Consider the following 26,591-nt stretch of genomic DNA (forward strand, 5'->3'; position numbering starts at 1 on the left):
ACCTATGCGCTCACGGTGAACAACGGGGGCGGTGACGGGGCCTATGAGCCTGGCACGGTGGTCAACATCGTGGCCGATGCAGCACCCACGGGCGAGCAGTTCGAGGCCTGGACGGGGGATATTGCCTCAGTCACGGACATCAACAGTGCCTCCACGACCGTTACCATGCCATCCTCCAACGTGAACCTGACCGCTACGTATAGCCCAATCGGTGGAACAACGTATGCGCTCACGGTGAACAACGGAAGCGGCGATGGAACGTATGAATCGGGAGAGGTGGTCAACATCGTGGCCGATGCGGCTCCCACGGGCCAGCAGTTCGAGGCCTGGACGGGCGATATCGCCTCAGTCACGGACATCAACAGTGCCTCCACGACCGTCACCATGCCATCCTCTGAGGTGAGCCTTACGGCCACTTATGGCCCAATCCCTTCGGGGGGAACGATATGGCTGGAGGACTTCGGGGACCTGGCCAACGGAACCACTGTTGACAACGGTTCCACGGCGTGGACATCCGTCCGTGACGGTGGCACCTTTGAGGTCTTGGATGGCCGTTTCATGGCCAACGGTGCCAGTGATACCCCAGGTGTGTGGACTTCCGAGGTGATATCGATAAGCGGTACGGTATCTATATCCGTTGATGTTGACGACGCCGATGAGAGAAAGGAAGGCGCGGATTTTGTACGTGCCCTCTACATTTTGGACGGTGGCACCCCGGTGGAGTTCGGTTTTGTATCGGACGACATATCCCCACAGACCTTTACGGCCGATGGCCTTACGGGCTCCACGCTACAGGTCGTCATTGAGATGATCGTCAGTGGCAACCCTGAATATTATTTTATTGATACTGTTGCAGTAACTGGGTCTTCTCCAAGCCTAACAGCGCGAATAAACGATTATACAACGAGCACTCTTGATAACAAAGTGCAAATTGTTCCTTTTGAAATTATGTTATATCCGAATCCAGGAACAACGCAAGAGGTCACACTTTCAACCAATGGCGGCTCAGGTTTAAAAGAGATACGAATCTTTAATTCATCTGGACAGCTGGTGGGTACTCATAATGCTTTGGAATTAAGAACAGGTAATACTATTTACGTTTTACCAATTACTAATTTGCAAAGCGGAGTCTATCATTTGAATATATTGACTGAAGATGGGGCGACCTATTTCAAACAATTGATGGTTAAGAAATAAATGTGCCTGTTCTTTCATTGGAAATTAAAAAACCGACCAATTGGTCGGTTTTTTTACGTTTTTACAGATGTTACACTATTTAACTTATGACTAACTAAACTCAACGCTAAATTAAAATATAGATGCAAGCAAAGAGATTAACAAAAGACCAAAAAGATTAATGAAAGATTAATGAAGCCAACCAATGGGTTAAATGATTCGGTTTTTTTGTTTACTTCGCAATATGCTGACACGGAGAAATGTATACGTCATTGTTTTTGTGGTATCTGTCATTGGCCTTTTGGTAGTGCAGTATCAATATCTTCGGGTGGGTTTGGGGCTTGCACGGGTGCAGTTTTCAAAAAAAATCGATGATGCAAGGGAAAATATAAATGGGGAGCTTTCCGAACTCAACTCCCTCTCATACACCCTTGGGAGCACCATAAAAAAAGATACATCTGAATTAAAAATCAGTTTGGATAGCCTACAAAGGCTTTCGCAGTTTTATTTGAACGATTATATTTCGTACCAGCTGGGGGTTTCGGGCATAGATGCTCCTTTTACCTATTCAATGTACGCTAGGGATTCTACGCAATACCTAACATCTATAAAGCCACATATAAAGGGGGATGATATCCTTATTTATCCCATTAAGATTGAGGGGTATCTGCCCAACCTTATAAATAAGGAGGTGATACTTGAATTGGGTTTTAACGATATCAATAAGTATTTTATGAGCCAGTTAAATGGATTGACCATCCCCGGGGTTCTGTTTCTATTGGCCATTATTGTTGTTGTGATTTGGGTGCTAAGGTCATTTTATTGGCAGAGCAGCCTGATCACAACCACCAACGATTTTATCAATAACCTTACCCATGAATTGAAGACTCCCGTGTTTTCCATTGGCCTGGCCAGTAAAATATTGGAAGAGGGCATATCCCAGGAAAAGAAACCGGTTTTGGAACTGATACGAAGAGAGACCGATAGATTGAGAAGACATATTGATAAGGTGCTGGAATTGGCAAGTTTGGAATCCGGCAAAAAGATCATGCAGTTTTCTGAACTGGATTTTAAACCTGAACTACAGCGAATTTGTGAAGACTTTAAAACCCTATCAGAATATGAAAAGATCAGCTTTTCTTTTGAATTGCATGGAGAGGCCTATCCCATACGGGCAGAAAAATTTCATTTGGAGAATGCCATAGGAAATCTGTTGGAAAATGCCAAAAAGTATTCAGATGACCCTGTGATACACCTAAAGGCCCATATTGAAAAAGGAAAACTTCAGATAGCCATCTCGGATAATGGCCCTGGGATTCCACAAAAAGACCAGAAACGGATTTTTAGAAAATACTATAGAATCAAGAATGGCGATGTACATAAAGTAAAAGGGCATGGACTTGGCTTATCCTATGTACACAAGATTGTAAGTATGCACCGTGGAAATATTTCGGTAGATAGTAAATTGGGAGAGGGCACAACCTTTGTTATTTCCCTAAAAATGAGCAAAAATGGACAATAAGTACAAATTGATTTTGGTAGAGGACGATGCTTCCTTGGGATATTTGCTTTCGGAATATCTTGGTATGAAGGCATTTGCCGTTACTTGGGCCAAAACCGCACAGGAAGCACTCCAAAAAACAGAAACCAATGTATTTGATTTGGCCATCTTGGATGTCATGCTTCCAGATATGGATGGTTTTGAGCTTTCACAAAAGGTGAAGGCCATTAACCCAGAGCTCCCATTTCTTTTTTTAACCGCACGTTCCTTGAAAATTGATGTCTTAAAGGGGTTTTCCCTTGGTGCGGTAGATTATTTGAAGAAACCCATAGATGAGGAAGAACTTGTGGTTCGTATCAATGCTCTGTTATCCCGTTTGGTCACCGAAGAAAACAATGAATCCCAAGAGACCAGTTTTGATATAGGCGACTATACCTTGAACACAGAAAGTTTTGAGCTCAAGTACAAAGGGGAGAGCATTAAGTTGACCGGAAAGGAATTTGATCTATTGACCTTACTGGCCATGAATATGAACCAACTTTGTACCCATAAGGAAATATTGACCACCATTTGGGATAAGAATGACTACTTCAATAAAAAGAGCCTCAATGTTTTTATATCGCACCTGCGGAAACGTTTAAGCAGGGATTCCAGAATAAGCATTGTAAATGTGAACCGAAGAGGGTTTATGCTAAAGGTGGAGGACTAGCACAGCCTTTAAGTGTATCGCAGACAATTATGGCTTGGTTTTTGTGGATTTTATATGGAACCACACCAACGACATATTTAAAATGCTCAAATTTATTCGTAATAAGCCCAAGAAAGTTTCATTGTGCCAGTTGGATGACCTTTTTGGTCAGACGATATCCAAACTGCCGGTCAATGAGCAAATAGCGTATTGCCAAAGGCTTATCGAGAGTTCAAAGTATCAACTCTCCCAAAATTGCCCAAAGAAAGATTCGGAACAGCTTAAAAATTTAATCACTGCCGCCACTGTTGAAATCCAAAGATTGGATTCAAAATAAATGGCTGGACGAACTTTATTGGCCTTCCTTTTCTTTCTGGTAATTGGGAAATTAGTAATTTACGGGCAAAGCCAAGACCTTGCACACAGCAGAACAGAAACTCAAAGAACGTATCAAGGAATTGACCTGCCTCTATGAGGTGACTTCCTTGATTGTTCATAGTGATTACGAACAGATAGAAGAAGTGTTAAAGGCCATTGCAAACTGTTTGCAACGGGCATGGCAGTTTAATGAAGAGACCTATGTGGAATTGGAGACTCCTGTATCCTCAATTCAAACCGAAGAAAGGGGAGAAGCATACGTGTTTTTGGAATCGCCCATCAACGTTTTCAATGAGCGAAAAGGCCTTATAAAAGTAGGCTATCCGTCACCCAAGTATACTCTTGATGATTTTTTGGTGGAAGAACAGCAGTTGCTGGATAATGTCTGCCTTGAAGTGGGCAATCTCTTGGAACGGAAGGAAATCAAGGACAACCAGGAAAGCATTCGTAGACAAGTTGAACAAGCGGACCGGCTTAGAATTTTGGGTGAGATCACTGCTGGCATTGCCCACGAACTCAATACGCCATTGGCCAATATTTTGGGGTTTGCCGAACTCTTGCGGGAAAGGGTCGAAAATGATTCCCTGGCCGTAAAAGACTTGGGCAAAATCATTACAAACACCATTTTTTCAAGGGAGGTGGTAAAAAAACTCATGTTCTTTGCCTGCGAAATGCCGGAGGAGCGCAGTAGCATCAACATTGTTCCCATTATTCAGGATGCCATAGATCTATTGCGCACAACCCTTGCCAAAAATGAGGTTTCCTGCGATTTGAAGGTCAATACAGAAAATATTGTATTGCGCACGGACAAGATTCAGTTGACCCAAGTGCTTTTCAACCTTATTGTAAATGCCATCTATTTTTCACCTCCAAAGAGCACCATTAAAATTAGGGTCACGGACAAAAAAGATAAGGTGATCATGGTCATTTCCGATGAAGGAACCGGCATACCCAAAGATAAAGCAAACAGTGTTTTTGATCCGTTTTTTACCACCAAACCGGTGGGAGAGGGGAGCGGTCTTGGCCTAAGCGTAGTACATGGCATCATAAAAAGCCACAAAGGAAGTATAGCGCATGCCCCGAACAAGCCTAAGGGAACCGTATTCACCATTGAATTTCCCAAACTCAAATAGGTTCGTATGCTGAAGAAGGAAAATATTTTGCTGGTAGATGATGACATCCAAATTTTGGAATTGCTCCAAAGGCACCTCAATGGAATGCACTATCACACCTACAGTGCCGTATCCGTTAAGGAGGCCCTTTACATTTTAAAGGATACCGAGATAGATCTATTGATCACGGACATCAATATGCCTGAAATAAATGGCATTGAGTTGATAAAGTATACAGCAGAACATTTTCCTGACATGCCCAAACTGGTAGTGACAGGTTTTCCATCCATTGATGATGCCATGAGCGTTATTAAATCGGGCGTTACGGAATATCTTACCAAACCTTTTACCAAGGTAGAACTGGAAGATGCCATTGAAAAGTCACTAAAGACCATTATCTTAAAAAGGAAGGATTTAAAGCCCGAATCACAACTCCCAAAGGCATACGGAGAAATGATAGGTGCCTCGGAAGCTTTTGAAGATATTACACAAATCATTGAGCGAGTAAAGGACAACCATGCTACTGTTCTTGTTCAGGGTGAGAGTGGCACAGGAAAGGAACTTGTGGCTCGTGCCATTCACTATTCCGGCAAGTTTTCCCGGGCACCATTCATTGCGGTCAATTGTGGTGCCATTCCAGAGAATTTATTGGAGGCAGAGCTTTTTGGATATACCAAGGGAGCCTTTACCGGCGCCAATGAAACCCGAAACGGTTTTTTTCAGGCGGCAAACAACGGGACCATTTTTTTGGATGAGATTGGCAATGCCTCACTAGCCGTTCAAAATAAACTGTTGAGGGTCCTTCAGGAAAAGGAAGTCATGAAAGTGGGGTCCCAAAAACCTGAAAAGTTAAATGTTCGGATTATAGCCGCCACCAACAGCAATTTGGAAGAAATGATAGCGGGGAAGCATTTCAGGGAAGATTTGTATTATCGTTTAACAGTGGTTTCCATCAAAGTACCCCCCTTACGTGAGCGAATTTCTGATATTCCGCTTTTGGTCAACAAATTTCTTCAAAAATATGGCGTGGAATACAGGGATAGATTGGTGGGCATTGCCCCAGAGGCTGTTGAAGTGCTGCAACGCTATTCTTGGCCGGGCAATATTCGAGAACTGGAGAATATCATTCAGCGGGCCGTAATTATGTGCGATGGCAAGGTAACCGTTAAACATCTTCCAGAGCAGGTCAAGTTTAAAATAGACTTCCCCGAGGAATCCCTCAAACCCTTAAAACAGGTGGAAAAAGAATACATTCAAAAAGTATTGGCCTCCACTGGAAACAATAAAACCCAAGCCGCAAAGATTCTGGGAATTGATCGTAAAACACTCCGCGAAAAGCTCAAATAAGCGGGTAAAAATTACTCATACGGGTAAAAATTCCCCAGTCAAGATTTCTCCAACACACTTCTTATTTTTATCAAAATACTGATTTTCAAACAATTAAAATTAATCTGAAATTCAGTGGATTTTTAGGCACGGGCTTTGCCTTAGTATAGCAAATAGAATAGCCATGCTAATTTTTGTGCCATTCATTGGAACCATAAGACCTAAATCCAAGTCATGAAGTTTGGAGATGTGATCATGGAAAAAACGGATTATTTGGCCCTTAAGAAGATATTGAACTTTCACAAGTATTATCATGACTATCTCCAGAAAGATGCTTTGGATATGCTCAAAGAGCGCTTGGACCATGCAAAGATCTATGATGGTTCGGAATTGCCCGAAGGCATTGTACGTCTGTACTCAAGGATAACGGTGGCCAAGAAATCCGGTGAGAAGCAAAGCTTTCAATTGGTGCTTGAGCCTGATGGGGTAAATGATGACAACAAGGTTTCGGTACGAAGCATACTGGGGGCAGCATTGATAGGTCGTTCAGAGGGGGATCAAGTAGTTCTTCCCAACAAATCCGACCAGATTGCGATTGAAAAAGTGGAATGGATGGTCACCAAAGATAGTATGAGCTATTCCATAAAGAATGAATAAAAGAGAATTTTGTATAACCCTTAAATACTTTCAGATATGAATAAATACATTTTAGTAGTAGCGTTTATGATCGGTGCGTTAAGCCTTAATGCCCAAGAGGTTTCCGTAGGTGATGTTTTTGAAATTGGAACCCCGGATGCCCCACAATATGAACACATAGATTTCCCCAGAGCCAATTTTATCATAAAACGTGGTGGAATTGCAAACTATAAAAGGGTGGAGGGAAACAAAGTTGTGGTCACTTCCGTGAAGGAAAAGAAAGACGGTACCCTTAAGGTTAGGATCAAACGAATTGATGGCAATCGCTTTTTTGGAAGCCACTGGCAAGTAGCGGCAAATTTTAGGGAAGCCGTGGCCTCCGGAGAGTTGGTAAAAGCTTAAGTAGCGGTTAATTGATTGATTGGTGTTTGCCCAGCTTCTGTATTCCAAGATTTGCTCGATCAGGAGGTATTGGAGCTGGGCTTTTTTTAGAATGACAATAAAATGTATGCGATAGGAAAAATTAGATAGCCGTGTTAAAGATGATCAGTACATCCAAAAGTTCCAGAAGAAAGCAACGATTGCGCTTAATTCTGGTTTTGGCAATTTCATTTATGCTTATAATGGTTGCCAACTTAATGGATTACGGTTATATTCTTAGAACCCAAGACACGGTAAACTCTGTTTACAATGATCGCGTAGTGGCCCAAGACTATATTTACCAAATGAGTGGGCTGTTTTATCAAAAAGAACTTTCCCTTGGAGAAAACAACGGCATTTTTGAAGCCACAAACGACTCCATTGCCAGCTTGATGTCACGTTTTGGAGAAACCAAATTGACCCGTAATGAGTCCAATTTTTTCTTCGACTTACGAAAAAACTACGTGGAATTGACCTCACTTGAGAACAAACTGCGACATCAAAAGGAAACCATGGGAACTACCCGGAGAGATATTCAAATAGAATTGCTGGAAATTAGGAAAAACTTGGACGATTTGGAAAATGTTCAATTTGCTGAAGGTGGCCAAATGACAGAACGTTCAAACCGGGCGTTGGGGATGAACGCGTTACTTTCCAAAGTGGAATTGGTGTTTCTTGTAATTATGGGGTTCGTTGTTTTGCATATGGTTTTGTTGGGCACCAATAAATTGGGCAAAGCATAGTGGCACTGCTATATACCGAAAGCCGGTCATTCCAGATATTCTTTCAAAAATTCAATCTTGGAAGAATTTCGTAAACGCTCCAATGCTGTTATTTTTATTTGTCTCACTCTCTCTGTGGTAAGATCTAAGTGAAAAGCAATTTCTTCCAACCCCAAGGGGTCGTTTGTTCCAATACCAAAAAACATCTTAATGACAAAGGCCTCACGGTAGGATAGGATATCCAAAACACCATCCATATCCAATTGCAATGAACGCATGATCAGTTTTTGTTCTGGACTGTTGAATTCATTGGAGCGCATGGTGTCATGCAAGCTAAGTCCACCATCCCCAATTTTCAATGATTCATCCATAGAGATGGACCAAGAAGAATGCGTCAAACAAATTTGGATTTCTGATAGTGAGAAATCAATCAATTCCGATATTTCTTCTGCCGTTGGCGGCCTTTGATGTATTTGCTCAAAATGCGAAGAAATGTTATTTATCTTATTGATCACATTGATCTTGTTCAAGGGCAATCTAACAATCCTTGATTTTTCGGTAAGGGCCTGAATTATGCCTTGACGAATCCACCAAACGGCATAGGAAATGAACTTAAACCCACGAGTCTCATCAAATTTTGTTGCTGCCCTTACCAAGCCCATGTTTCCTTCATTGATTAAATCGTGCAGATTGAGCCCTCTTGATTGGTATTGTTTGGCCACGGAAACCACAAAACGCAAATTGGCGGACACCAATCTATCCAAAGCCTTGGTGTCTCCTTGCCTGATTCTGACCGCCAAATCAACCTCTTCTTCCTCATTTATCATTGGAATACGACTTATATCGCTTAAGTACAAATTAAGAGAAGGAGTATCTCTATTGGTAATCTGCTTAGATATTGAAAGAGGTCTCATAGGCATCAATTTTCATTAGGTCATCGTCCGTACATAAATCAAGTTTCCATTGCCTTTAGGGTTTTTTCTTGATCCTATTTCAATTTGACCTATGGATTTGACCAAAGGCGTCAATTTTCTGAACCCGTAGTTTCTAGCATCAAAATTGGGCTGTTTCTTTTGTAAAAGTGTGCCCACTTCGCCCAAGAAGGCCCAACCTTCCTCATCCTCCACATCTGCTATGGTACTAAGGATAAGGTCAACCACCTTTGGTGTGATTTTATCAACTTTACTTTTATCATTTTTCTCCGGGGTATCGGATTTTCCCACAGGGTCCTTATGCAAAATTTCAAGGTAGATGAACTTATCACATGAAACTATAAAAGGATCGGGGGTTTTCCGCTCCCCAATGCCAAAAACGGTCATTCCGGCTTCTCTGAGCCGAATGGCCAATCGGGTAAAATCACTGTCACTGGAGACCAGCGAAAAGCCATTTACCTTTCCGGAATAAAGGATATCCATTGCATCAATGATCATGGCACTGTCCGTTGAGTTCTTGCCAGTGGTGTATCCATATTGCTGAATGGGAGTGATGGCATTTTTTAAAAGGACATCCTTCCATTTTGTCAGGCTAGGTTTGGTCCAATCCCCATATATTCTTTTGATGCTTGGATTGCCATATTTTGCAATTTCCTCCAACATCTCCTTAACATAGCGTGAAGGAATATTGTCGCCATCTATTAAGACGGCAAGATTTAGGTCTTTGTCCATAAAATCATTCCTCATTCTTTTTTAAATACTCTTTTCTATGGATGGCCTTTGCCAAATCATGTCTTTTCTTCATGGATTTTTTGGTAAACTCCTGGTTGTCCCTAATGCGTTTCAACTGTTGGGTATTTCGCACCTTGTTCTTATATCTTTTCAGCGCCCTTTCAATGTTCTCGTTAGGAGCTATCTTGATTATCAGCATGTTTCTTTTGTTTTAAATGATTACGTGATACTGCCATTTTATGGGTCTATCGTGTAAAATAGCATTCCATTATCTGGTTTAAGGCAGTTCCCAGATATACAACTTTGGATTTTGACCTCAATGGTCTTTGAAACGCAAGTATTGGTTCAAGCAAAAAATAACTAAGAAGTGGCCTCTAGTGAATTGGACATAGGTAAAGAAGAGGGCTGCCTTTTTATTTAAGGATTGGATCAATGGTCGTCCATCATCCATGATGTGCTGTAAAGGAAAGGATTTAAATTGAAAATCAACTTGTTTATCCCGTTTATTTTGGGGTATGGCAATATTAACCACAATCAAATATCAAGGTCTGGGAAGCATTTAGTGGCAGTAATGAAAAATTTATCTGCCCCAAAAAGAGGACAATTGGTGCTATTTACAAATGGGAAGAGGCGTTGGAGGTGGAAAATAGATGGCTTTTTTTTGTTAAAAACTTTTATTGAAGAATAATATCACTGTCAATATTCAATTTTTGGTGCAATGCCTTGGCAACATTCAATGTAATCTCTCTTTTGCCGTTTAAGTAGTCACTTATTCTAGATGCACTGGTATTTAAAAGTGTAGCCAGATCTTTCCTTTTAAGCCCCATTTCAAACATACGAAGCTCGATGATTTCCTGTAGGGTAGGCAACCCCATGGGGAAATGGATTTCTTCGTATTGTTCTATAATATCGGTAATTTCCGTAAACTCTATAGCCAAGGAGTCATCAGTTGGGGTATTGTAGTCAACCATATCAATTAATTCCTCTAGCCGAAGGTTTGCCTAAATATAATAAAGACTTCCTTTTTACGGGTATCCTTACCGTTGCTAAATGTATGGCGTCCAATCAAAACAATAAATACGAACGGTGTTTTTTACAAAATCTACACGCCTAAAACAATAGAAGCGTCGATACTTAATTTTCTGCTTATTTCCCGAGCTACTTTTAAAGTAGGTTCGCTTTTTCCGTTGAGGTACTCGCTTACCCTTGACGTGCTAACTCCCAAAAGTTCGGATAGGCGTTTTTGGTTCAATCCCATTTCAACCATACGTAATTTAACCACCTCAACCAATGGAGGCTTTTTTACCGGATAATGGCGTTCTTCATAATCTGCCACAAGGTCAGACAATAGGTTTAGTTCCACATAACCCTTTACATCTTTGTTTTCGATATTGTCGGGATTTTGCAAAAGCTCTTCTATACGTTCAACAATGGCGTTATACTCTTTATCCGTCTGTATCATTGCTAAATGTTTTTAATGTCCTTAATCTTGTCATACTCCGAGTGCGTACCTATAAACCTAATGTAAACCTTTTTGGCATTGAACGAAATTATGGCAACCAGCCTGTAATCGTTTCCTTTGATGTTGAAAGCAAAACGGTGGTTTCCCACATAATCAACGGTGTTGAAATCCTGCCTTAACTCGTTGATGTTATCCCAGTTTTTTGCCGTAACCGTATGATACCAAAAGTTTAAAGGATTTTCACTGTCTGCGTGCATTTCTATAAACTCCTTTATTCTTTTGTAGGTAACAATACGCATTGTTTAAACTTCAATTACTGCTAAGCAAAGGTAATGCCAAATTTTGAATTACAAAATAATATTTTGAAATATAGAATTATTTGCCGATGCAGAAGTTTGAAAAAATGTTGCCCAATAAATCATCTGTGGTAACGCTACCTGTAATTTCTCCCAAGTGATAAAGGGCTTGTCGAATGTCAATCGCCATAAGATCACTGGCCAGTCCCATTTCCATACCCTCCTTTACCTTCTGGATTTCCTCCAAGGCCTTTAAAAGTGCATCATAATGGCGACTATTGGTGATGATGGTCTCATCACCGCTCAAAGCACCCGAATCTACCAAAGCAAGCAGTTTCTTTTCCAACTCACTAATTCCCGTTCTGTTCTTGGCCGAGAGGAAGAGTACATCTGGGATTTCCTCTTGCAATTGTTTTATTTGGGCAGGTTTTAAAAGATCTACCTTATTGCAGATGGGCACCAATTGTTTGTTCGGATAGCGATTTTTGATGCGCTCCAATTCCGAACGGTCAAAATCCATACGATCAAAAAGGAAGATGATCAAGCGGGCCTTGTCGATTTTATCGAAGGTACGCTCGATTCCAATTTTCTCCACCACATCCACTGTTTCACGGATTCCAGCGGTATCAATGAACCTAAAATTGATGCCGTTCAAACTGATTTGGTCTTCAACCGTGTCCCTTGTGGTTCCTGCAATGTCACTTACAATGGCCCTTTCCTCGTTCAGCAAAACATTCAGGAGGGTGGATTTTCCCACATTGGGCTGGCCCACAATGGCCACAGGAATACCGTGCTTGATCACATTTCCGAGGGCAAAGGAATCTATCAGTTTTTTGAGAACTTCACTGATGCGGTTCAGCAATTCATTGAATTGGGTACGATCCGCAAACTCCACATCTTCTTGGGAAAAATCGAGCTCCAATTCAATCAAGGAAGCGAAGTTCAAAAGTTCCTGGCGCAATTTTTGGATTTCATTACTAAAACCACCCCGCATTTGTTGCATGGCAATGTCATGGGCAGCTTCACTGTCACTGGCAATCAAATCGGCCACAGCTTCCGCCTGACTCAAATCCATTTTTCCATTCAGGAAGGCACGAAGGGTAAACTCTCCCGCAGAAGCCGTTCGGCAACCCTTCCGCAAAACCAATTGAATGATCTGCTGTTGAATATAGGGAGAACCATGACAGGATATTTCCACCACATGTTCTCCAGTATAGGAATTCGGCCCCTTAAAAATGGAAACCAGCACCTCATCCAATACCTTTCCATCATCCACAATATGCCCCAAATGGATGGTATGGCTCTTTTGCTTGGACAATTTTTTCCCCTTTACCGATTTAAAAATGGAATCAGCAATGGAAATGGCATTCGGCCCAGAAATGCGAATCACCGCAATGGCCCCTGTTCCTGAAGGGGTTGCCAAGGCTACAATGTTATCCGTGTATGACATAGGGCAAAAGTACAAATTAGCGGAAAGCTGTAACATTTTGGACAAATTATCTACTAATAAGGTACATCATCAAAATCAATCGAAAAATGGAAGTAATCAATGAAAAAGCAGTTAGAACGGACAACACCTTGTTGGCCATTACGCACCTTACCCAACTCTTATCTTATGTGATAGGTTTTGGGAGTCTTATAGTACCTTTAATCATTTGGCTATCATCAAGAGATAAGGTTGAAGGAATGAACGAGCATGGAAAGGCAATCATTAATTTACAATTAAGCTTGATACTTTACATCGTTATCAGTATTCCGGCCATCCTACTTTTGGGTTTGGGAATCTTGGGCTTGATCGCAACAGGAATCTTGGGTTTTATATTGCCCATAGTCAATGCGGTAAAAGCGTCTAATGGAGAGTCACCCAGTTATTTTATGACGGTACGATTTTTATAGGATTTTCACCTTGGAGTTTTATTATCAAAAGAGGAACTGTTGTTTTTACGGGTTTCAGCACTTGAACCGTTCGGGTTTCAGCCATAGACCTTCATAGGCACTTTCTAAATCTTGTATCTTTTTGCCGCGGAGGGTTATTAAATGGTGCTTCTTCAGTAACAACCAGCTTATGGTATAGGCCAAAATCTTTTTAAAAAAACTTTTCTTTTGGTAAAATACATGGGTCTTATAATAGTAAACGGCGTTGCAAAATTTGATTTTATAGTCCAAGTTGCCCCACCCGGTATCCAATAGCCCATATCCGTTTTCATAGCACCATTCCAACTGCCATACAAACATTAATTTTCCTAAACTATATCTGTAATACTCTTGGTCAAATGAGGTGATGGTGGCATTAAAAATATTTTTGTAGTGATAACTGAGTGATATGGCAATGGGATCATTGTTATTATATACTACAAATAGGGAAGCTCTTTTTGCACATATATTTTTATAAGTTGTTTCGGCATAAAAATCCCACCTACTTAAGGCTGTGTGTTTGTGTGTTCTACCCTTAAACCGACTTTCCACATACTTTTTTAAGGTGTTCAAAAGTTCTGTGCAAAGGGATCGGTCAATATCACCATGGTATGTTTCAACACGAATGTTATGGTCACGCTCTAACCTTTGTTGATCTTGTCTAATATTTTTGAAAGTTTTTTTGCCGAGTCTATCCCGCAAATACGCTCTGGCGGAATCGTGATTGGTCAAATCCATGGCAAATCCCATTCGGTATGATTTTGAAAAGAAACCATAGGAAGGGTCTATACTATCTCCATCGTCAAAAATATGTGGAGGCACACAGTTTACAATATGTATTTTGTTTCTTGTTTTTTTTGACAGAACAGTTTCAGCAAAAAAAGATTTGGGAACACCGTTAATTTTGCTGTAAAAAGCAGGGATTTGATTCTTTTCAAAAAAGTCAAAAAAGAAATTATGTGATTCTACAAAGGGTATTTTCATGTAGAAGCGTATTGTTTGGATTTAGGTAAATGTACTATAATATAAAAGGGGCAAAGTTTGGTTTGCCCCTTTATTTTTGTGATACAAAGTTACTCCTATTGGATTATTATTCGGAATACTCGAAATAGGTAGCCCAATTACCGCCAGGGAAGTCGCATCCATCTGCCCAAGCTGTCTCCTCACAAGGGCTGCATTCCAATGGTATAGGAATAACAAGCGGTTGAGCATCTTCTGATATCAGTACAACACCGGCTACATCTCCACACTCTGGTGTAAATCCTTCTCCATTTTCTTGAGCCAAGGCAACCAGCTCATCAACATGCTCTGGAGTGAAATCACCCAAACTGCATTCTTCACATGATTCGTCTTCTATGTCGTCCAATAACTTCCAGATGGCAAATTGAACATCACCATAGGTATACGCTTCTCCTGAGCCAGGACTGGTTTCACCTACTGGATTTTGATTTAGTAACCAATTGACCAAATCAAAGTTTTCTGGATATTCAAATGAATCAGGAAGCTCTTCTCCTATGTCATATACATCGGCCGAATAGCACTCATCAAGATTGATAGGTGAATCATTATCAATGCACCAAGCACCATACGTGCCAACCAAAGGTCCTTCACTAATATTGATGTTCAAATAGGCATCAGGTCCTTGGTCAATAGTACAAAAATCAACGGTTTCAGGTAAGCTGGCGGTAATGGTCTCCGGTGAGCTGGAAACACATTCCACTACAGCATGGGCTGCAATAAAGGGTCCTTTTTCGATAGCTACCTCATAGGTAACGGCCTTTTCACACTCAAACTCGTCCGAGTACTCAAAATTTCCATTCTTTGGATTACCTGATTTGGTCATTGGAAAATCCTCTGGAGCACTCACTACGGATAGGTGGGTTTCAGTAATGCACCATTCATCGTTTGTAATCTCGTAGGTAATAACATAATTTCCCCCAGATTCAGAGACCGTCACTTTACCTACTTCTATGTTCTGTCCTGCAAAAAGAATAGCTTCAGAAGTTTGGCATTCTTCAGAAAAATCAAATTCTACTGAATTCTTTTTTGGGGCTTTACCCTTGGCATCAATGCTGGTTACATCCTTGCCTCCAGCAGGTTCAACCTCACACGAAGAAAGAATTAATGCGAAAACCGCAAAAAAAGCTAGTGTTAATTTTTTCATATTCAAAAGTTTAAGGTTAAAACACATTATTTGTTAAAAATAATTTAAAACCTGTGTTCTAGCCAATGACAACGATGAATACAAAATATTCTCGGTAAAAGGTCCTTTATTGATTTTACGTAGGTTCTCCCTTTTCTATGAAGGGAAACTAATTGTTCAACATCACCGGCATAACCAGCATGGTCACGTGCTCCCCTTCATCCAATCCATCAATGGGAGTAAGGATTCCGGCTCTGTTGGGCAAGCTCATTTCCAGCGAAACGTCGTCCGAGGATAAATTGTTGAGCATCTCCAGCAAAAATCGGGAGTTGAATCCAATCTGCATATCATCACCTTGATACGAGCATGAAAGCCGCTCTTCGGCCTTGTTGCTGTAATCCACGTCTTCGGCAGAAATGTTCAACTCTGCACCAGCGATCTTCAATCGGATTTGGTGCGTGGTCTTATTGGAGAAAATGGAAACCCTGCGCACCGAACTCAAGAACTGGTTTCTGGAGATGGTCAATTTATTGGGGTTTTCCTTTGGAATCACCGCCTCATAATTGGGGTATTTCCCATCAATCAATCGACAAATCAATACTGAATTGTCAAAAATGAATTTGGCATTGCTGTCGTTGTATTCGATGGTCACTTCGGATTCTGAACCTGCCAAAATCCCCTTTAAAAGGGTCAAAGGCTTTTTGGGCATAATGAATTCCGCTACTTGTGAAGCAGTGACATCCTGCCGTTGATATTTCACCAATTTATGGGCATCGGTGGCCACAAAAGTCAGATTTTCGGGAGAAAACTGAAAGAACACCCCGCTCATCACAGGGCGAAGGTCATCGTTCCCGGCCGCAAAAATGGTCTTGTTGATGGCGGTGGCCAAAATATCACCCAAAAGGGTAGTGGAACTTGGGTTGGAAACCTCCACAGCTTTTGGAAATTCAGCACCATCGGCATAGGCCAAGGCATATTTACCGTGGTTGGAACTGATTTCCACCGTATTGTTGTCCTCTACCACAAAGGTGAGAGGCTGCTCGGGAAATGTCTTTAAAGTGTCCAACAACAAACGGGCTGGCACGGCAATGGTGCCCTCGGCATCGGAATCCACCTCAAGAACAGAGCTCATGGTGGTTTCAAGGTCGGATGCTGAGACCGTCAGTTGGTTCTGTTTTAAATCGAACAGAAAATTATCGAGGATGGGAAGCGTGTTGCTATTGTTGATAACTCCTCCCAAAACCTGTAATTGTTTCAATAAATATGTACTGGATACAATAAACTTCATCAAAGAAATCCTTTAGTATTGTGGCCCAATCGACTTGAAGTCATTAAAAACTGGGCTTATAAATCGATAAAAGCAAATATATCTTAAAAGCTCGAAGCAAAGAAACAAATTTATCAACACTCAGACCGCAAATTTGCGCTTTCTGTAATAGCTGAAGAAAATTCCAAAAAGCAAGGTCAAGAGTACGGGAACACCAATGTTTATGAGCTGCCATTTGGTTTTTTCGGCTGCGATTTTCTTTACATCCAACAAAGGAATGGATACTTTCTTGCTCCGAATGTTTATAAGTCCGGTGTTGTCCAACAGGTAATTGGTGCAGTTCACCAAAAATTCCTTGTTGCCATAGAAACTATTGGTCCATTTGTCGTACCCCAGCTCCAAAGGTCTGCCATTACGCAATTGGTTTTTGATGACATCCCCATCAGAGATGACAATCATTTTGTTGGACGGGCCTTCTTCCAAAGTGTTCTCTAGTTTAAGGGGTTTTACCCGGTTTTGGTACATCGACACAAAATCACCTTCAATCAATACCGCCAAGGGCATGTTCCCAGGGGTATAGGTTTCCTGTTCTGGGGGATTGCTCAGAATATCCAGGCTGACTTGCCGTGGCGTACCATCGGTTTTGGACAAGGGTGAACTTTGCAAAAGGATGGTTTTGTCGTAATCATTCTCCAACACCTCCATCGGGCTAGTAAACTGATAGCGAACCGCCTCAATATTGGTGTTGATGGGATGGTTGTTTTTTGAAAACACCATGGGATTGTAGTACCAGGGTACGGGGTCATATTGGGAATCATTGCCTTCTCCTGTTGCCAAAACAATTTGGGTGAAATACATGTCGTTCACCAATACGGGATTGATTCGGACGCCATATTTAAAAAAGAAATCTTTCAGATTGAGCTCCCGAGGCAGGGCAAACGCACTTCCACCTCCTGCCAAAATGCTGTCCATTTCCATGGCAACCTGATCTACCAACCAAATGGATTTGCCACCCTGCACCACAAATTGGTCCATCACATATTTTTCTTGATCGGAAAAGGCTTCCGTAGGCTTGGCAATCAAGGCCATATCAAAACCCTTCAATTGATCTAATACATTTTGTGGGTTGGATGTCACAGAGTCCAACGTAATGGCCGCAATGTTGTAGTAATCCCGAATGGTTGTCAAATAATCCGCCAGATACATATCAGCGAGTTCCCCATTTCCTTTGATGACAGCGATACTTTTTTTCTCCGTGAGGTTCAATTTGGTAAAGGCATCGGCAAAAGCATATTCCAATTGCTGTACCGAATTGTTGATGCGTTCCTCTGCGGATGATCCCAATTTGTTTTTGAGCAAGGGCACTTTCACGGTCTGATTGCCATAATTCACCATCGCCCATGGAAAAACCAATTCTTGCGAAACTTTCCCATTTTCCTCTACCGTTACGTTGGCAGGTTGAAGCCCCAAGCCTTGCAATTCGGCAATGGTCTGTTGCGCTTGACTTTCATCTTCCAGCGGGTCCACCAAATTGTAGGTAATGTTTTTATTTTTTGAAGCGAAGGATTCCAATAGCTGAATCGTTTCGGCCTTGAGCTTTGAAAATTCGGGGGGAATGTTCCCATCCAAGAGCACGTCCACCACGACGGGTGCATCAAATTTTTTGGCTATATCCATGGCTGGCTGGGATAAGGTATAGCGTTTATCCTCGGTCAGGTCAAATCGCGTGTAGGCAAAGCTTGCCAAGATGTTCAACAAAACAACGGCAACAAGGGCCACCACTACTGAAATGAGAAATTTTTTCATCGGGGCAGTTGTTTTAGACGTTGAAAGGTGAGGTACAAAAAGAGCAGCGTCATCGAAATAAAATATACCAAATCCCGTGTATCGATAACGCCACGGGCTATACTTTCAAAATGTGATTTTGCTCCTAAATTTTGCACCCATTGCTGGGACTCACCATCTGAAAACAGGGAAGAAACCGCATCAAATCCGTTGAACACCAAAAAGCAGAGTAAAATGCCCCCCAAAAAGGCAATAATCTGATTATCCGAAAGGGTAGAGGCAAATATGCCGATGGACGTATAGGTTGAAATCAAAAATAGAAGTCCAAAATAGGAGCCCAGAACCATCCCCAGGTCATAATTGCCCTCAATCATCCCCAAACTGGAAATGGCAAACACATACACAATGGTGGGAATTATGGCGATGATGCACAAAAGCACGGCACCCCAAAATTTGCCCAAGACCAATTTCCAAACCGAAATGGGTTTGATGAGCAACAATTCCAGTGTGCCCATTTTTCGTTCTTCGGAAAAACTTTTCATGGTAATGGCGGGGACCAAGAAAATAAAAATCCAGGGAGCCAGCAAAAAGAAGTTGCCCAAATCGGCAAAACCGTAATCAAAGATGTTGTATTCTCCTCTAAAGACCCACAAAAAGAGTCCGTTGAGCAATAAAAAAGCCCCCACGATCAAATACCCAATGGGCGAAGTGAAAAAAGACCGTACCTCTCTCTTAAAAATAGCGAACATTAAGATGGGTTTATTGATTGAACTTTGTTGACGCTCCAAGCTTCGGGCTTTTCACTGAACAATTTTTTGGTGGTTCCCCACACTTCTCTAAAAAAATCTGATGTTCTATATTTTTCCAAGTCCGATTCCTTTTCCCAAAAACTATACGTAAAAAACACACAAGGATTTTTGAGGTCTTGATACAGCTCTACCAAGTTGCAGCCCTCAAACGCCAAGATTCCGTTTTTCGATTCCTTAAAAATTCGCTCAAAACTAGGAATATTTTCGGGTTTAAAGGTGAGTTTTACGATGCGTATCAGCATTTACAAAAAATTTATGGTTACAGTGTCCCGGTAATTGAGCCCCAAAAGTGAAGAAGCCCCACCAACGGAATTCAGGTCACTTTTATAGATGGCCAGCTCAATATAGCCCGCCGAATTGAAAAGGGCCAAAGCATCACCCGGACCTTTGCGTTGGGTTTTATCCAGCTCAAAATTGATGATTCCGTTGTAGCTACTGTGTATTTCCTTGATTTTGGTAGTACGAGCCGTCACCTCAAAATCGCGGCCATTTCTGTACGCATTGAAAAGACTCCTTTGGATGTTGGTCACCACATTGCCATAATTGTCGATATAAATGACATTGCCCGAGATAGTTTTTCCCTCATTGATGATTCTGGGCTCAAATTCCCGGAGTTCCCTCAGGGCATCAAAAGGTTTTCCAATCACCTCCAGTTTTCCGCCACGGGCAATGTGGCAAGCCACCTGAATAAAGACATTCATCACGGGAAACGACCCGGAAATTACATTGGGAATACTGATTTCCACCACTTTTTCAGGTTTCACCTCGGAGGTTATCAAAGAAATCACCCCGCTGTTAGCACTTACAAAATAATGCCCGTCCACCTGCACCACAATATGTTGGTTTTCGGGGGAGAGTTCGGAGTCTACCCCAACAATGTGCACGGTGCCTTCAGGAAAGGAACGGTAGGCATTTTTAAGGATATAGGCGCATTCCTGAATGTTGAATGGGCTTATGGCATGGGAAATATCAACAATGTTCACATCGGGAAGGTTGCTCAGAATAGTCCCTTTCACGGCACCAACAAAGTGGTCTTTAATTCCAAAATCCGTAGTTAAGGTTATGATTGCCATGCAATACTGTTGATATGTTTTTGCCTTCTCAAATTGATTTTTGGTTAAGTTTGTGGAGTAAAATTACATTAAAAAAGAAAGAATACAATTCTTGTAAAAACAACATAAAAATACCCCACACTTTTTGAACGAACTCATCATAGAACTCACGGACATCAGCCCACAAGATTTTTTCGGGCAGCAGAATGAGAATATTGAACTCCTAAAAAAATATTTCCCAAAGCTAAAGATTGTTGCCCGGGGCAGCAAAATTAAGGTATATGGGGACGAAGAACTCTTGGAAGAGTTTGACAAACGGTTTGACATGCTCACCAGCCAATTTGCCAAGTACAACAAGTTGGATGAAAACATGATCGAGCGTGTCCTCACCAGCAATGGAAAGGAAGACTATGCTTCCTCCCAAAGTAGTGGCGATGTGTTGGTACATGGTGTTAGCGGCAGGCTGATCAAGGCCCAGACCCTTAACCAACGTAAAATGGTGGATGCCTGTAAGGTGGATGATATGGTCTTTGCCATTGGTCCTGCCGGAACCGGAAAAACCTATACGGGTGTGGCTTTGGCCGTGAAAGCATTGAAGGAGAAACAGGTGCGGAGAATTATTCTTACCCGACCTGCGGTGGAAGCGGGAGAAAATTTGGGATTTCTTCCGGGAGACCTCAAGGAAAAACTAGATCCCTACATGCAACCGTTGTATGATGCACTTCGGGACATGATTCCTACGGAAAAATTGGCTAAATACATTGAGGACGGTACCATACAAATAGCCCCCATGGCCTTTATGAGGGGCCGGACGCTGGACAACGCCTTTGTGATTCTGGACGAGGCCCAGAACACCACCCATGCCCAAATGAAAATGTTCCTGACCCGTATGGGAAAGAATGCAAAATTTTTATTGACAGGCGACCCTGGCCAAATAGATTTGCCACGAAGGGTGATTTCAGGTTTGAAAGAGGCTTTGCTCATTCTTAAGAATGTGGATGGCATCAGCATTATCTATTTGGATGAAAAAGACGTTATCCGTCACAAATTGGTCAAAAAAGTCATTGACGCCTACAAGAACATAGAGCACCAAAATCAATTTTAAAATGGGGCAGAATACACTTATGGACACGGATTTTCATTTTCCGGGTCAAAAATCGATATATAAGGGAAAAGTAAGGGAAGTCTATACCTTGGAGAACGACATTTTGGTGATGGTGGCCACAGACCGCCTTTCCGCGTTTGATGTGGTTATGCCGAAAGGTATACCGTACAAAGGTCAAATTTTGAATCAGATTGCCACCCAAATGATGCAAGCCACGGAGGATATTGTTCCCAACTGGTTGATGGCCACCCCAGACCCCAATGTAGCTGTTGGAAAAGCATGTATGCCTTTTAAGGTTGAAATGGTGATCAGGGGGTATCTTTCCGGTCACGCAGCGCGGGAGTACAAAGCAGGAAAAAGACTGCTGTGTGGAGAACCCATGCCCGAAGGCATGAAAGAGAACGATAAATTTCCTGAACCCATCATCACTCCGGCCACAAAAGCACAGAAAGGCGATCACGATGAAGATATTTCCAAAGAAGACATACTAAAACGTGGAATTGTTTCTGAAGCTGATTACAAAGTTTTGGAAAAATATACCAAGACGCTTTTCCAAAGAGGGACTGAAATTGCTGCAAAACGAGGATTGATTTTGGTGGACACCAAATACGAATTTGGAAAAACAAAAGAAGGAGAAATTGTGTTGATTGACGAAATCCATACCCCGGACTCTTCCCGCTATTTCTATGCTGATGGGTATGAAGAACGTCAGGCTAAAGGAGAGCCCCAAAAACAATTGTCAAAGGAATTTGTACGCCAATGGCTGATTTCCAACGGATTTCAAGGTTTGGAAGGGCAAACTGTTCCAGAAATGAGCGATGACTACATCGAGTCCGTTTCAGAGCGGTATATTGAACTGTATGAGAGCATTACGGGAGAAAACTTCCTCAAGGCCGATGTGTCCAACATCCATGAACGTATTGGGATCAATGTTTCAAATTATTTGAACAGTCTTTCTTAAAAAGTGTTGGTCTTTCCAATTTTTGATGGTTTTTCCTGAGGATTCCTTATATTTCTTCAATCAAACCTAACAAATGGACACCGACCTTCGCAAAAAGTACTGGAAAGAAAATCTAAAATACCTCGCCATCTTAATTTCTATTTGGTTCCTGGTCTCCTACGGCTTTGGAATCCTTCTAGTGGATGAGCTGAACACCATCCGGATGGGCGGCTTTAAACTGGGCTTTTGGTTTGCACAGCAAGGGTCTATCTACGTGTTTGTCATTCTTATTTTCGTCTACGTCCGGCTTATGAACAAATTGGACAAGAAATACGGCTACAACGAAGAATAACCAATCATTAAAACTTAATTATGAGTGATGTTCAAATTTGGACCTATGTGTTGGTCGCATTATCATTTGGTCTGTATATAGGAATTGCCATCTGGTCTCGTGCCGTTTCCACCAAAGAGTTTTATGTTGCAGGAGGTGGGGTTTCCCCATTGGCCAATGGAATGGCTACCGCAGCAGATTGGATGTCGGCAGCCTCTTTTATTTCCATGGCGGGGCTTATCTCCTTTGCGGGGTACGATGGAGCTGTATATTTAATGGGGTGGACAGGAGGCTACGTGCTTTTGGCTTTGTTATTGGCACCCTACCTTCGGAAATTTGGAAAGTTCACCGTACCTGATTTTATTGGAGAACGGTACTACTCCAAAACAGCCCGGGTTGTGGCTGTTTTTTGTGCCCTTATTGTTTCTTTTACCTATGTAGCAGGACAAATGCGAGGTGTGGGCATCGTGTTTTCAAGGTATTTGGAGGTTGACATTAACACAGGGGTGGTTATCGGTATGGTGATTGTTTTGTTCTATGCCGTCCTCGGCGGAATGAAAGGAATCACCTATACCCAAGTGGCGCAATATTGCGTATTGATTTTCGCTTTTATGGTGCCTGCCATATTTATTTCAATTCAGATGACAGGTAACCCAATCCCGCAACTTGGTTTTGGTGACACCTTATCCGATGGTTCGGGAACCTATTTGTTGGATAAATTGGATGGTCTCTCCACCGAACTCGGTTTTGCAGAATATACTTCTGGATCCAAAAGCATGATTGACGTATTTGCCATTACACTTGCATTGATGGTGGGTACGGCTGGTCTACCGCACGTAATTGTCCGCTTTTTTACTGTAAAAAGGGTTCGGGATGCCAGAAAATCGGCTGGTTTGGCATTGTTGTTCATTGCTATTTTGTATACCACAGCGCCGGCAGTTGCTGTATTCGCTAGAACAAACTTAATTGAAACGGTAAGCGGGAAAGAATATGACAAAATGCCTGAATGGTTCAGCCGATGGGAAACTACCGGACTCATTGCCCATGAGGATAAAAACGGTGACGGCATAATTCAATATGTGGCCGCACCAGAAGTAAACGAACTTACGGTTGACCGGGATATTATGGTATTGGCCAACCCGGAAATAGCGAATTTGCCTGCTTGGGTAATTGGTTTGATTGCCGCAGGAGGATTGGCAGCAGCTTTGTCAACCGCAGCAGGATTGTTATTGGTAATTTCCTCTTCCGTATCCCATGACTTGATAAAAAATGTCCTTAATCCTGGCCTTTCCGAAAAAGGAGAGCTTTGGGCCGCAAGAATTTCAGCTGCAGTAGCTGTGGTCATTGCAGGGTATTTTGGAATCAACCCGCCAGGTTTTGTGGCGGCAGTGGTAGCGCTGGCCTTTGGTCTGGCAGCAGCATCGTTCTTTCCTGCCATTATCTTGGGCATCTTTTATAAAAAGATGAACAGTCAGGGGGCCATATCAGGAATGGTTGTAGGCCTTTGTCTGATGCTTTTCTATATGTTGAAGTTTAAATTTGGAATTTTTGATGGAGGAAAGGAGGCCATTGATGGTTTAAAGGATGATTGGTGGTTTGGTATTTCGCCAGAAGGATTTGGAAGCATCGCAATGGTAGTAAACTTTATCGTGGCCATAGTAGTGAACAGCTTTACCGATGACCCTCCGGAAGATGTGCAGGAAATCGTGGAAAATATCCGTATACCAAGTGGGGTGGGCGATGCCATTGAGCATTGATAAGCCAGAATAATTCCTCCCTTTTTCATAATTTTAAGGCCCAATAAAAATCAAGTAAACTAGATGAGCAACTACCATATTAAACATTTGGAAGAGTATTTTCAGGTCTATCGTAAATCCGTAAGAAATCCAGAGGCATTTTGGGAAGAAGTGGCAGAGGAGCACTTTTTCTGGCGTAAAAGATGGGATTCCGTATTGGAATGGGATTTTACAAAGCCTGAGGTCAAATGGTTTGATGGAGCACAGCTCAATATTACCGAAAACTGCATAGATCGGCATTTGCGTAGTCGTGGCGATAAAACAGCCATCCTCTTTGAACCCAATGACCCAAAGGAAGAAGCAGAGCATATCACGTATACCCAATTGCATGAACGGGTGTGCAAGTTTGCCAATGTGCTTAAGGATAAAGGGGTAAAAAAAGGAGACCGGGTTGTGATTTATCTGCCCATGATACCTGAATTAGCCATTTCCGTATTGGCCTGTGCGAGGATAGGAGCCATCCACTCCGTGGTGTTTGCAGGATTTTCATCCACCGCATTGGCCACTCGGATCAATGACTGTGATGCAAAAATGGTCATTACTTCTGATGGTTCGTTCCGAGGAAGCAAGACCATCGACTTAAAAGGCATTGTGGATGAAGCCCTAAAACAGTGTCCTGGTATTGCGAGTGTCTTGGTCGCCAAACGTACTGGAGAAAAAATCGATATGATGGAGGGGCGTGACCACTGGCTGGCACCTTTGTTGGACAAAGCGTATTCTGATTGTGTTCCCGAACTCATGGAAGCAGAAGACCCACTGTTCATTTTGTATACCTCGGGCTCCACCGGACGCCCCAAGGGAATGATGCACACCACAGCGGGGTATATGGTGTATACTGCGTATACGTTCAAAAATGTATTTCAATACCGTGAAGAGGATATTTATTGGTGTACGGCTGATATTGGTTGGATCACAGGCCATTCTTACATTGTTTACGGGCCCCTGGCCAATGGTGCCACTACCGTAATGTTTGAGGGAGTTCCTTCTTATCCCGATTTTGGTCGGTTTTGGGAAGTAGTGGAAAAACACAAGGTAACCCAATTTTATACGGCTCCTACGGCCATTCGAGCCTTGGCCAAGGAAAACTTGGATTTTGTCACCAAATATGACCTTTCAAGTTTAAAAGTTTTGGGTACGGTTGGAGAACCCATCAACGAGGAGGCTTGGCACTGGTACAACGATCATGTTGGTGAAAAAAAATGCCCCATTGTGGATACGTGGTGGCAAACGGAGACGGGAGGAATCCTGATCTCCCCCATTCCTTTTTCCACCCCCACAAAACCTACCTATGCCACTTTGCCCATGCCCGGCGTACAACCGGCCTTAATGGATGAGAACGGAAAGGAAATCAAGGGCAATCAAGTGGATGGGCGATTGTGCATTAAATTTCCATGGCCCTCCATTGCCCGAACCATTTGGGGAGACCATAAAAGGTATAAAGACACCTACTTCTCGGCTTTTGAAGGGAAATATTTTACTGGAGATGGTGCCTTGCGGGATGAAGTTGGTTATTATAGAATCACCGGTAGGGTAGATGATGTGATCATTGTTTCCGGGCATAACTTGGGTACGGCACCGATTGAAGATGCCATTAACGAGCACCCTGCGGTAGCTGAATCGGCCATTGTTGGGTTCCCGCATGACGTTAAAGGAAATGCGCTGTACGGTTATGTCATTTTGAAGGAAACTGGGGAATCCCGTGATAGGGACAATCTAAAAAAGGAAATCAACCAAATGATTACGGAGCATATTGGTCCCATTGCCAAGCTGGATAAGATTCAATTTGTGCCCGGCTTGCCCAAAACCCGAAGTGGAAAGATCATGCGTCGCATTCTTCGCAAAATCGCATCCAAGGAAACCGATAATTTGGGAGACATTTCAACCTTGTTGAACCCAGAGGTAGTGGAGCAGATTATTGAGGAAAGTCTGTAATCTTATACCCCTTTGCGACCAAAATAAAAGATAATACCCACAATTTTACGTTTTTTAGACCACCATCGCCATTGCGCTATTAAAGAAGTGGTAATTTCCAAATTGACTTCAATTATTATGGATGCTCCATCATAAT

Annotated in this window: 29 protein-coding genes; 15 read left to right on the plus strand and 14 right to left on the minus strand. The window is 42.2% G+C overall.

The window, feature by feature from the left end; translation table 11 throughout:
- The 9 genes from A7D14_RS05655 to A7D14_RS05695 all read left to right on the plus strand — a co-directional run.
- On the plus strand, nucleotides 1–1,197 hold a 1,197-nt coding region (locus A7D14_RS05655; protein WP_141673236.1), incomplete at its 5' end, for an InlB B-repeat-containing protein.
- A 223-nt stretch (nucleotides 1,198–1,420) separates the two neighbouring features.
- Nucleotides 1,421–2,698 carry a sensor histidine kinase gene (locus tag A7D14_RS05660; protein WP_067031228.1) on the plus strand — a complete coding sequence of 426 codons (1,278 nt, stop codon included), beginning with the start codon at nucleotides 1,421–1,423 and terminating at the stop codon, nucleotides 2,696–2,698.
- Complete coding sequence (locus A7D14_RS05665; RefSeq protein WP_067031230.1) at nucleotides 2,688–3,386, plus strand: response regulator transcription factor; 699 nt, start codon at nucleotides 2,688–2,690, stop codon at nucleotides 3,384–3,386. The genes A7D14_RS05660 and A7D14_RS05665 overlap by 11 nt, the downstream gene beginning before the upstream one ends.
- Nucleotides 3,387–3,468: 82 nt before the next feature.
- Entirely contained in the window at nucleotides 3,469–3,702 is a 234-nt protein-coding gene (locus tag A7D14_RS20205; RefSeq protein WP_141673238.1) for a hypothetical protein, read from the plus strand.
- Nucleotides 3,703–3,781: 79 nt separating this feature from the next.
- The gene (locus A7D14_RS05675) at nucleotides 3,782–4,876 is read left to right on the plus strand and encodes a sensor histidine kinase (RefSeq protein ID WP_067031237.1); all 1,095 of its coding nucleotides are present in this window, start codon (nucleotides 3,782–3,784) and stop codon (nucleotides 4,874–4,876) included.
- Nucleotides 4,877–4,882: 6 nt separating this feature from the next.
- Nucleotides 4,883–6,202: a sigma-54-dependent transcriptional regulator gene (locus A7D14_RS05680; protein WP_067031240.1), complete on the plus strand. Its 1,320-nt coding sequence runs from the start codon at nucleotides 4,883–4,885 to the stop codon at nucleotides 6,200–6,202.
- A 213-nt stretch (nucleotides 6,203–6,415) separates the two neighbouring features.
- Nucleotides 6,416–6,838: a GreA/GreB family elongation factor gene (locus tag A7D14_RS05685; protein WP_067031243.1), complete on the plus strand. Its 423-nt coding sequence runs from the start codon at nucleotides 6,416–6,418 to the stop codon at nucleotides 6,836–6,838.
- Nucleotides 6,839–6,874: 36 nt separating this feature from the next.
- A complete protein-coding gene (locus A7D14_RS05690; protein ID WP_067031246.1) occupies nucleotides 6,875–7,219 on the plus strand; it encodes a hypothetical protein in 345 nt (114 codons plus the stop codon).
- A 131-nt stretch (nucleotides 7,220–7,350) separates the two neighbouring features.
- Nucleotides 7,351–7,980, plus strand: a complete 630-nt coding sequence (locus A7D14_RS05695) for a hypothetical protein (RefSeq protein WP_218058509.1) — start codon at nucleotides 7,351–7,353, stop codon at nucleotides 7,978–7,980.
- 26 nt (nucleotides 7,981–8,006) lie between these two features.
- Here the strand turns inward: A7D14_RS05695 and A7D14_RS05700 are convergent, their stop codons facing one another.
- The 7 genes from A7D14_RS05700 to mnmE all read right to left on the minus strand — a co-directional run bounded on the left by A7D14_RS05700 (nucleotide 8,007) and on the right by mnmE (nucleotide 12,831).
- Nucleotides 8,007–8,873 (minus strand): RNA polymerase sigma factor RpoD/SigA, encoded by an 867-nt coding sequence (locus tag A7D14_RS05700; protein WP_067031253.1) that lies wholly within the window; start codon nucleotides 8,871–8,873, stop codon nucleotides 8,007–8,009.
- 15 nt (nucleotides 8,874–8,888) lie between these two features.
- A complete protein-coding gene (locus A7D14_RS05705; protein ID WP_067031314.1) occupies nucleotides 8,889–9,623 on the minus strand; it encodes an NYN domain-containing protein in 735 nt (244 codons plus the stop codon).
- A 4-nt stretch (nucleotides 9,624–9,627) separates the two neighbouring features.
- Nucleotides 9,628–9,822 carry a 30S ribosomal protein S21 gene (locus tag A7D14_RS05710; RefSeq protein ID WP_067031256.1) on the minus strand — a complete coding sequence of 65 codons (195 nt, stop codon included), beginning with the start codon at nucleotides 9,820–9,822 and terminating at the stop codon, nucleotides 9,628–9,630.
- 475 nt (nucleotides 9,823–10,297) lie between these two features.
- Nucleotides 10,298–10,594: a type II toxin-antitoxin system HigA family antitoxin gene (locus A7D14_RS05720; protein ID WP_083157996.1), complete on the minus strand. Its 297-nt coding sequence runs from the start codon at nucleotides 10,592–10,594 to the stop codon at nucleotides 10,298–10,300.
- A gap of 131 nt (nucleotides 10,595–10,725) precedes the next feature.
- Nucleotides 10,726–11,085 (minus strand): type II toxin-antitoxin system HigA family antitoxin, encoded by a 360-nt coding sequence (locus A7D14_RS05725; RefSeq protein WP_067031266.1) that lies wholly within the window; start codon nucleotides 11,083–11,085, stop codon nucleotides 10,726–10,728.
- A gap of 2 nt (nucleotides 11,086–11,087) precedes the next feature.
- Nucleotides 11,088–11,384 carry a type II toxin-antitoxin system HigB family toxin gene (locus tag A7D14_RS05730; RefSeq protein WP_067031269.1) on the minus strand — a complete coding sequence of 99 codons (297 nt, stop codon included), beginning with the start codon at nucleotides 11,382–11,384 and terminating at the stop codon, nucleotides 11,088–11,090.
- A 76-nt stretch (nucleotides 11,385–11,460) separates the two neighbouring features.
- Nucleotides 11,461–12,831 carry a tRNA uridine-5-carboxymethylaminomethyl(34) synthesis GTPase MnmE gene (mnmE, locus tag A7D14_RS05735; protein WP_067031272.1) on the minus strand — a complete coding sequence of 457 codons (1,371 nt, stop codon included), beginning with the start codon at nucleotides 12,829–12,831 and terminating at the stop codon, nucleotides 11,461–11,463.
- 86 nt (nucleotides 12,832–12,917) lie between these two features.
- Between mnmE and A7D14_RS05740 the strand changes: the two genes are divergently transcribed.
- The gene (locus tag A7D14_RS05740; RefSeq protein WP_067031275.1) at nucleotides 12,918–13,277 is read left to right on the plus strand and encodes a DUF4870 domain-containing protein; all 360 of its coding nucleotides are present in this window, start codon (nucleotides 12,918–12,920) and stop codon (nucleotides 13,275–13,277) included.
- Between the two features lie 54 nt (nucleotides 13,278–13,331).
- On the opposite strand, the gene A7D14_RS05745 is transcribed toward A7D14_RS05740, so the two are convergent.
- The 7 genes from A7D14_RS05745 to A7D14_RS05775 all read right to left on the minus strand — a co-directional run bounded on the left by A7D14_RS05745 (nucleotide 13,332) and on the right by A7D14_RS05775 (nucleotide 20,372).
- Entirely contained in the window at nucleotides 13,332–14,279 is a 948-nt protein-coding gene (locus A7D14_RS05745; RefSeq protein ID WP_067031278.1) for a GNAT family N-acetyltransferase, read from the minus strand.
- Nucleotides 14,280–14,385: 106 nt separating this feature from the next.
- A complete protein-coding gene (locus A7D14_RS05750; protein WP_067031281.1) occupies nucleotides 14,386–15,459 on the minus strand; it encodes a hypothetical protein in 1,074 nt (357 codons plus the stop codon).
- A gap of 148 nt (nucleotides 15,460–15,607) precedes the next feature.
- Nucleotides 15,608–16,726: a DNA polymerase III subunit beta gene (dnaN, locus tag A7D14_RS05755; protein ID WP_067031284.1), complete on the minus strand. Its 1,119-nt coding sequence runs from the start codon at nucleotides 16,724–16,726 to the stop codon at nucleotides 15,608–15,610.
- A 120-nt stretch (nucleotides 16,727–16,846) separates the two neighbouring features.
- A complete protein-coding gene (gene gldG / locus A7D14_RS05760; protein ID WP_067031287.1) occupies nucleotides 16,847–18,511 on the minus strand; it encodes a gliding motility-associated ABC transporter substrate-binding protein GldG in 1,665 nt (554 codons plus the stop codon).
- A complete protein-coding gene (gene gldF, locus A7D14_RS05765; RefSeq protein ID WP_067031290.1) occupies nucleotides 18,508–19,239 on the minus strand; it encodes a gliding motility-associated ABC transporter permease subunit GldF in 732 nt (243 codons plus the stop codon). Before gldF ends, gldG begins: the two co-directional genes overlap by 4 nt.
- Complete coding sequence (locus A7D14_RS05770) at nucleotides 19,239–19,541, minus strand: putative quinol monooxygenase (RefSeq protein WP_067031293.1); 303 nt, start codon at nucleotides 19,539–19,541, stop codon at nucleotides 19,239–19,241. The genes gldF and A7D14_RS05770 overlap by 1 nt, the downstream gene beginning before the upstream one ends.
- Nucleotides 19,542–20,372, minus strand: a complete 831-nt coding sequence (locus tag A7D14_RS05775) for an S-adenosyl-l-methionine hydroxide adenosyltransferase family protein (protein ID WP_067031296.1) — start codon at nucleotides 20,370–20,372, stop codon at nucleotides 19,542–19,544.
- Between the two features lie 124 nt (nucleotides 20,373–20,496).
- Here A7D14_RS05775 and A7D14_RS05780 point away from each other — a divergent pair, with 124 nt between their 5' ends.
- The 5 genes from A7D14_RS05780 to acs all read left to right on the plus strand — a co-directional run bounded on the left by A7D14_RS05780 (nucleotide 20,497) and on the right by acs (nucleotide 26,455).
- On the plus strand, nucleotides 20,497–21,456 hold the full coding sequence (locus A7D14_RS05780; RefSeq protein ID WP_067031298.1) for a PhoH family protein: 960 nt from the start codon (nucleotides 20,497–20,499) through the stop codon (nucleotides 21,454–21,456).
- 1 nt (nucleotide 21,457) lies between these two features.
- Nucleotides 21,458–22,417 (plus strand): phosphoribosylaminoimidazolesuccinocarboxamide synthase, encoded by a 960-nt coding sequence (locus tag A7D14_RS05785; RefSeq protein ID WP_067031302.1) that lies wholly within the window; start codon nucleotides 21,458–21,460, stop codon nucleotides 22,415–22,417.
- 73 nt (nucleotides 22,418–22,490) lie between these two features.
- On the plus strand, nucleotides 22,491–22,748 hold the full coding sequence (locus A7D14_RS05790; RefSeq protein ID WP_067031305.1) for a DUF4212 domain-containing protein: 258 nt from the start codon (nucleotides 22,491–22,493) through the stop codon (nucleotides 22,746–22,748).
- A gap of 20 nt (nucleotides 22,749–22,768) precedes the next feature.
- Nucleotides 22,769–24,484: a sodium:solute symporter family protein gene (locus tag A7D14_RS05795; RefSeq protein WP_067031308.1), complete on the plus strand. Its 1,716-nt coding sequence runs from the start codon at nucleotides 22,769–22,771 to the stop codon at nucleotides 24,482–24,484.
- 63 nt (nucleotides 24,485–24,547) lie between these two features.
- Nucleotides 24,548–26,455: an acetate--CoA ligase gene (acs, locus tag A7D14_RS05800; protein WP_067031311.1), complete on the plus strand. Its 1,908-nt coding sequence runs from the start codon at nucleotides 24,548–24,550 to the stop codon at nucleotides 26,453–26,455.
- The last annotated feature ends 136 nt before the right edge of the window (nucleotides 26,456–26,591 follow it).

The organism is Allomuricauda sp. CP2A (assembly GCF_001683915.1).
GTDB lineage: Bacteria > Bacteroidota > Bacteroidia > Flavobacteriales > Flavobacteriaceae > Flagellimonas.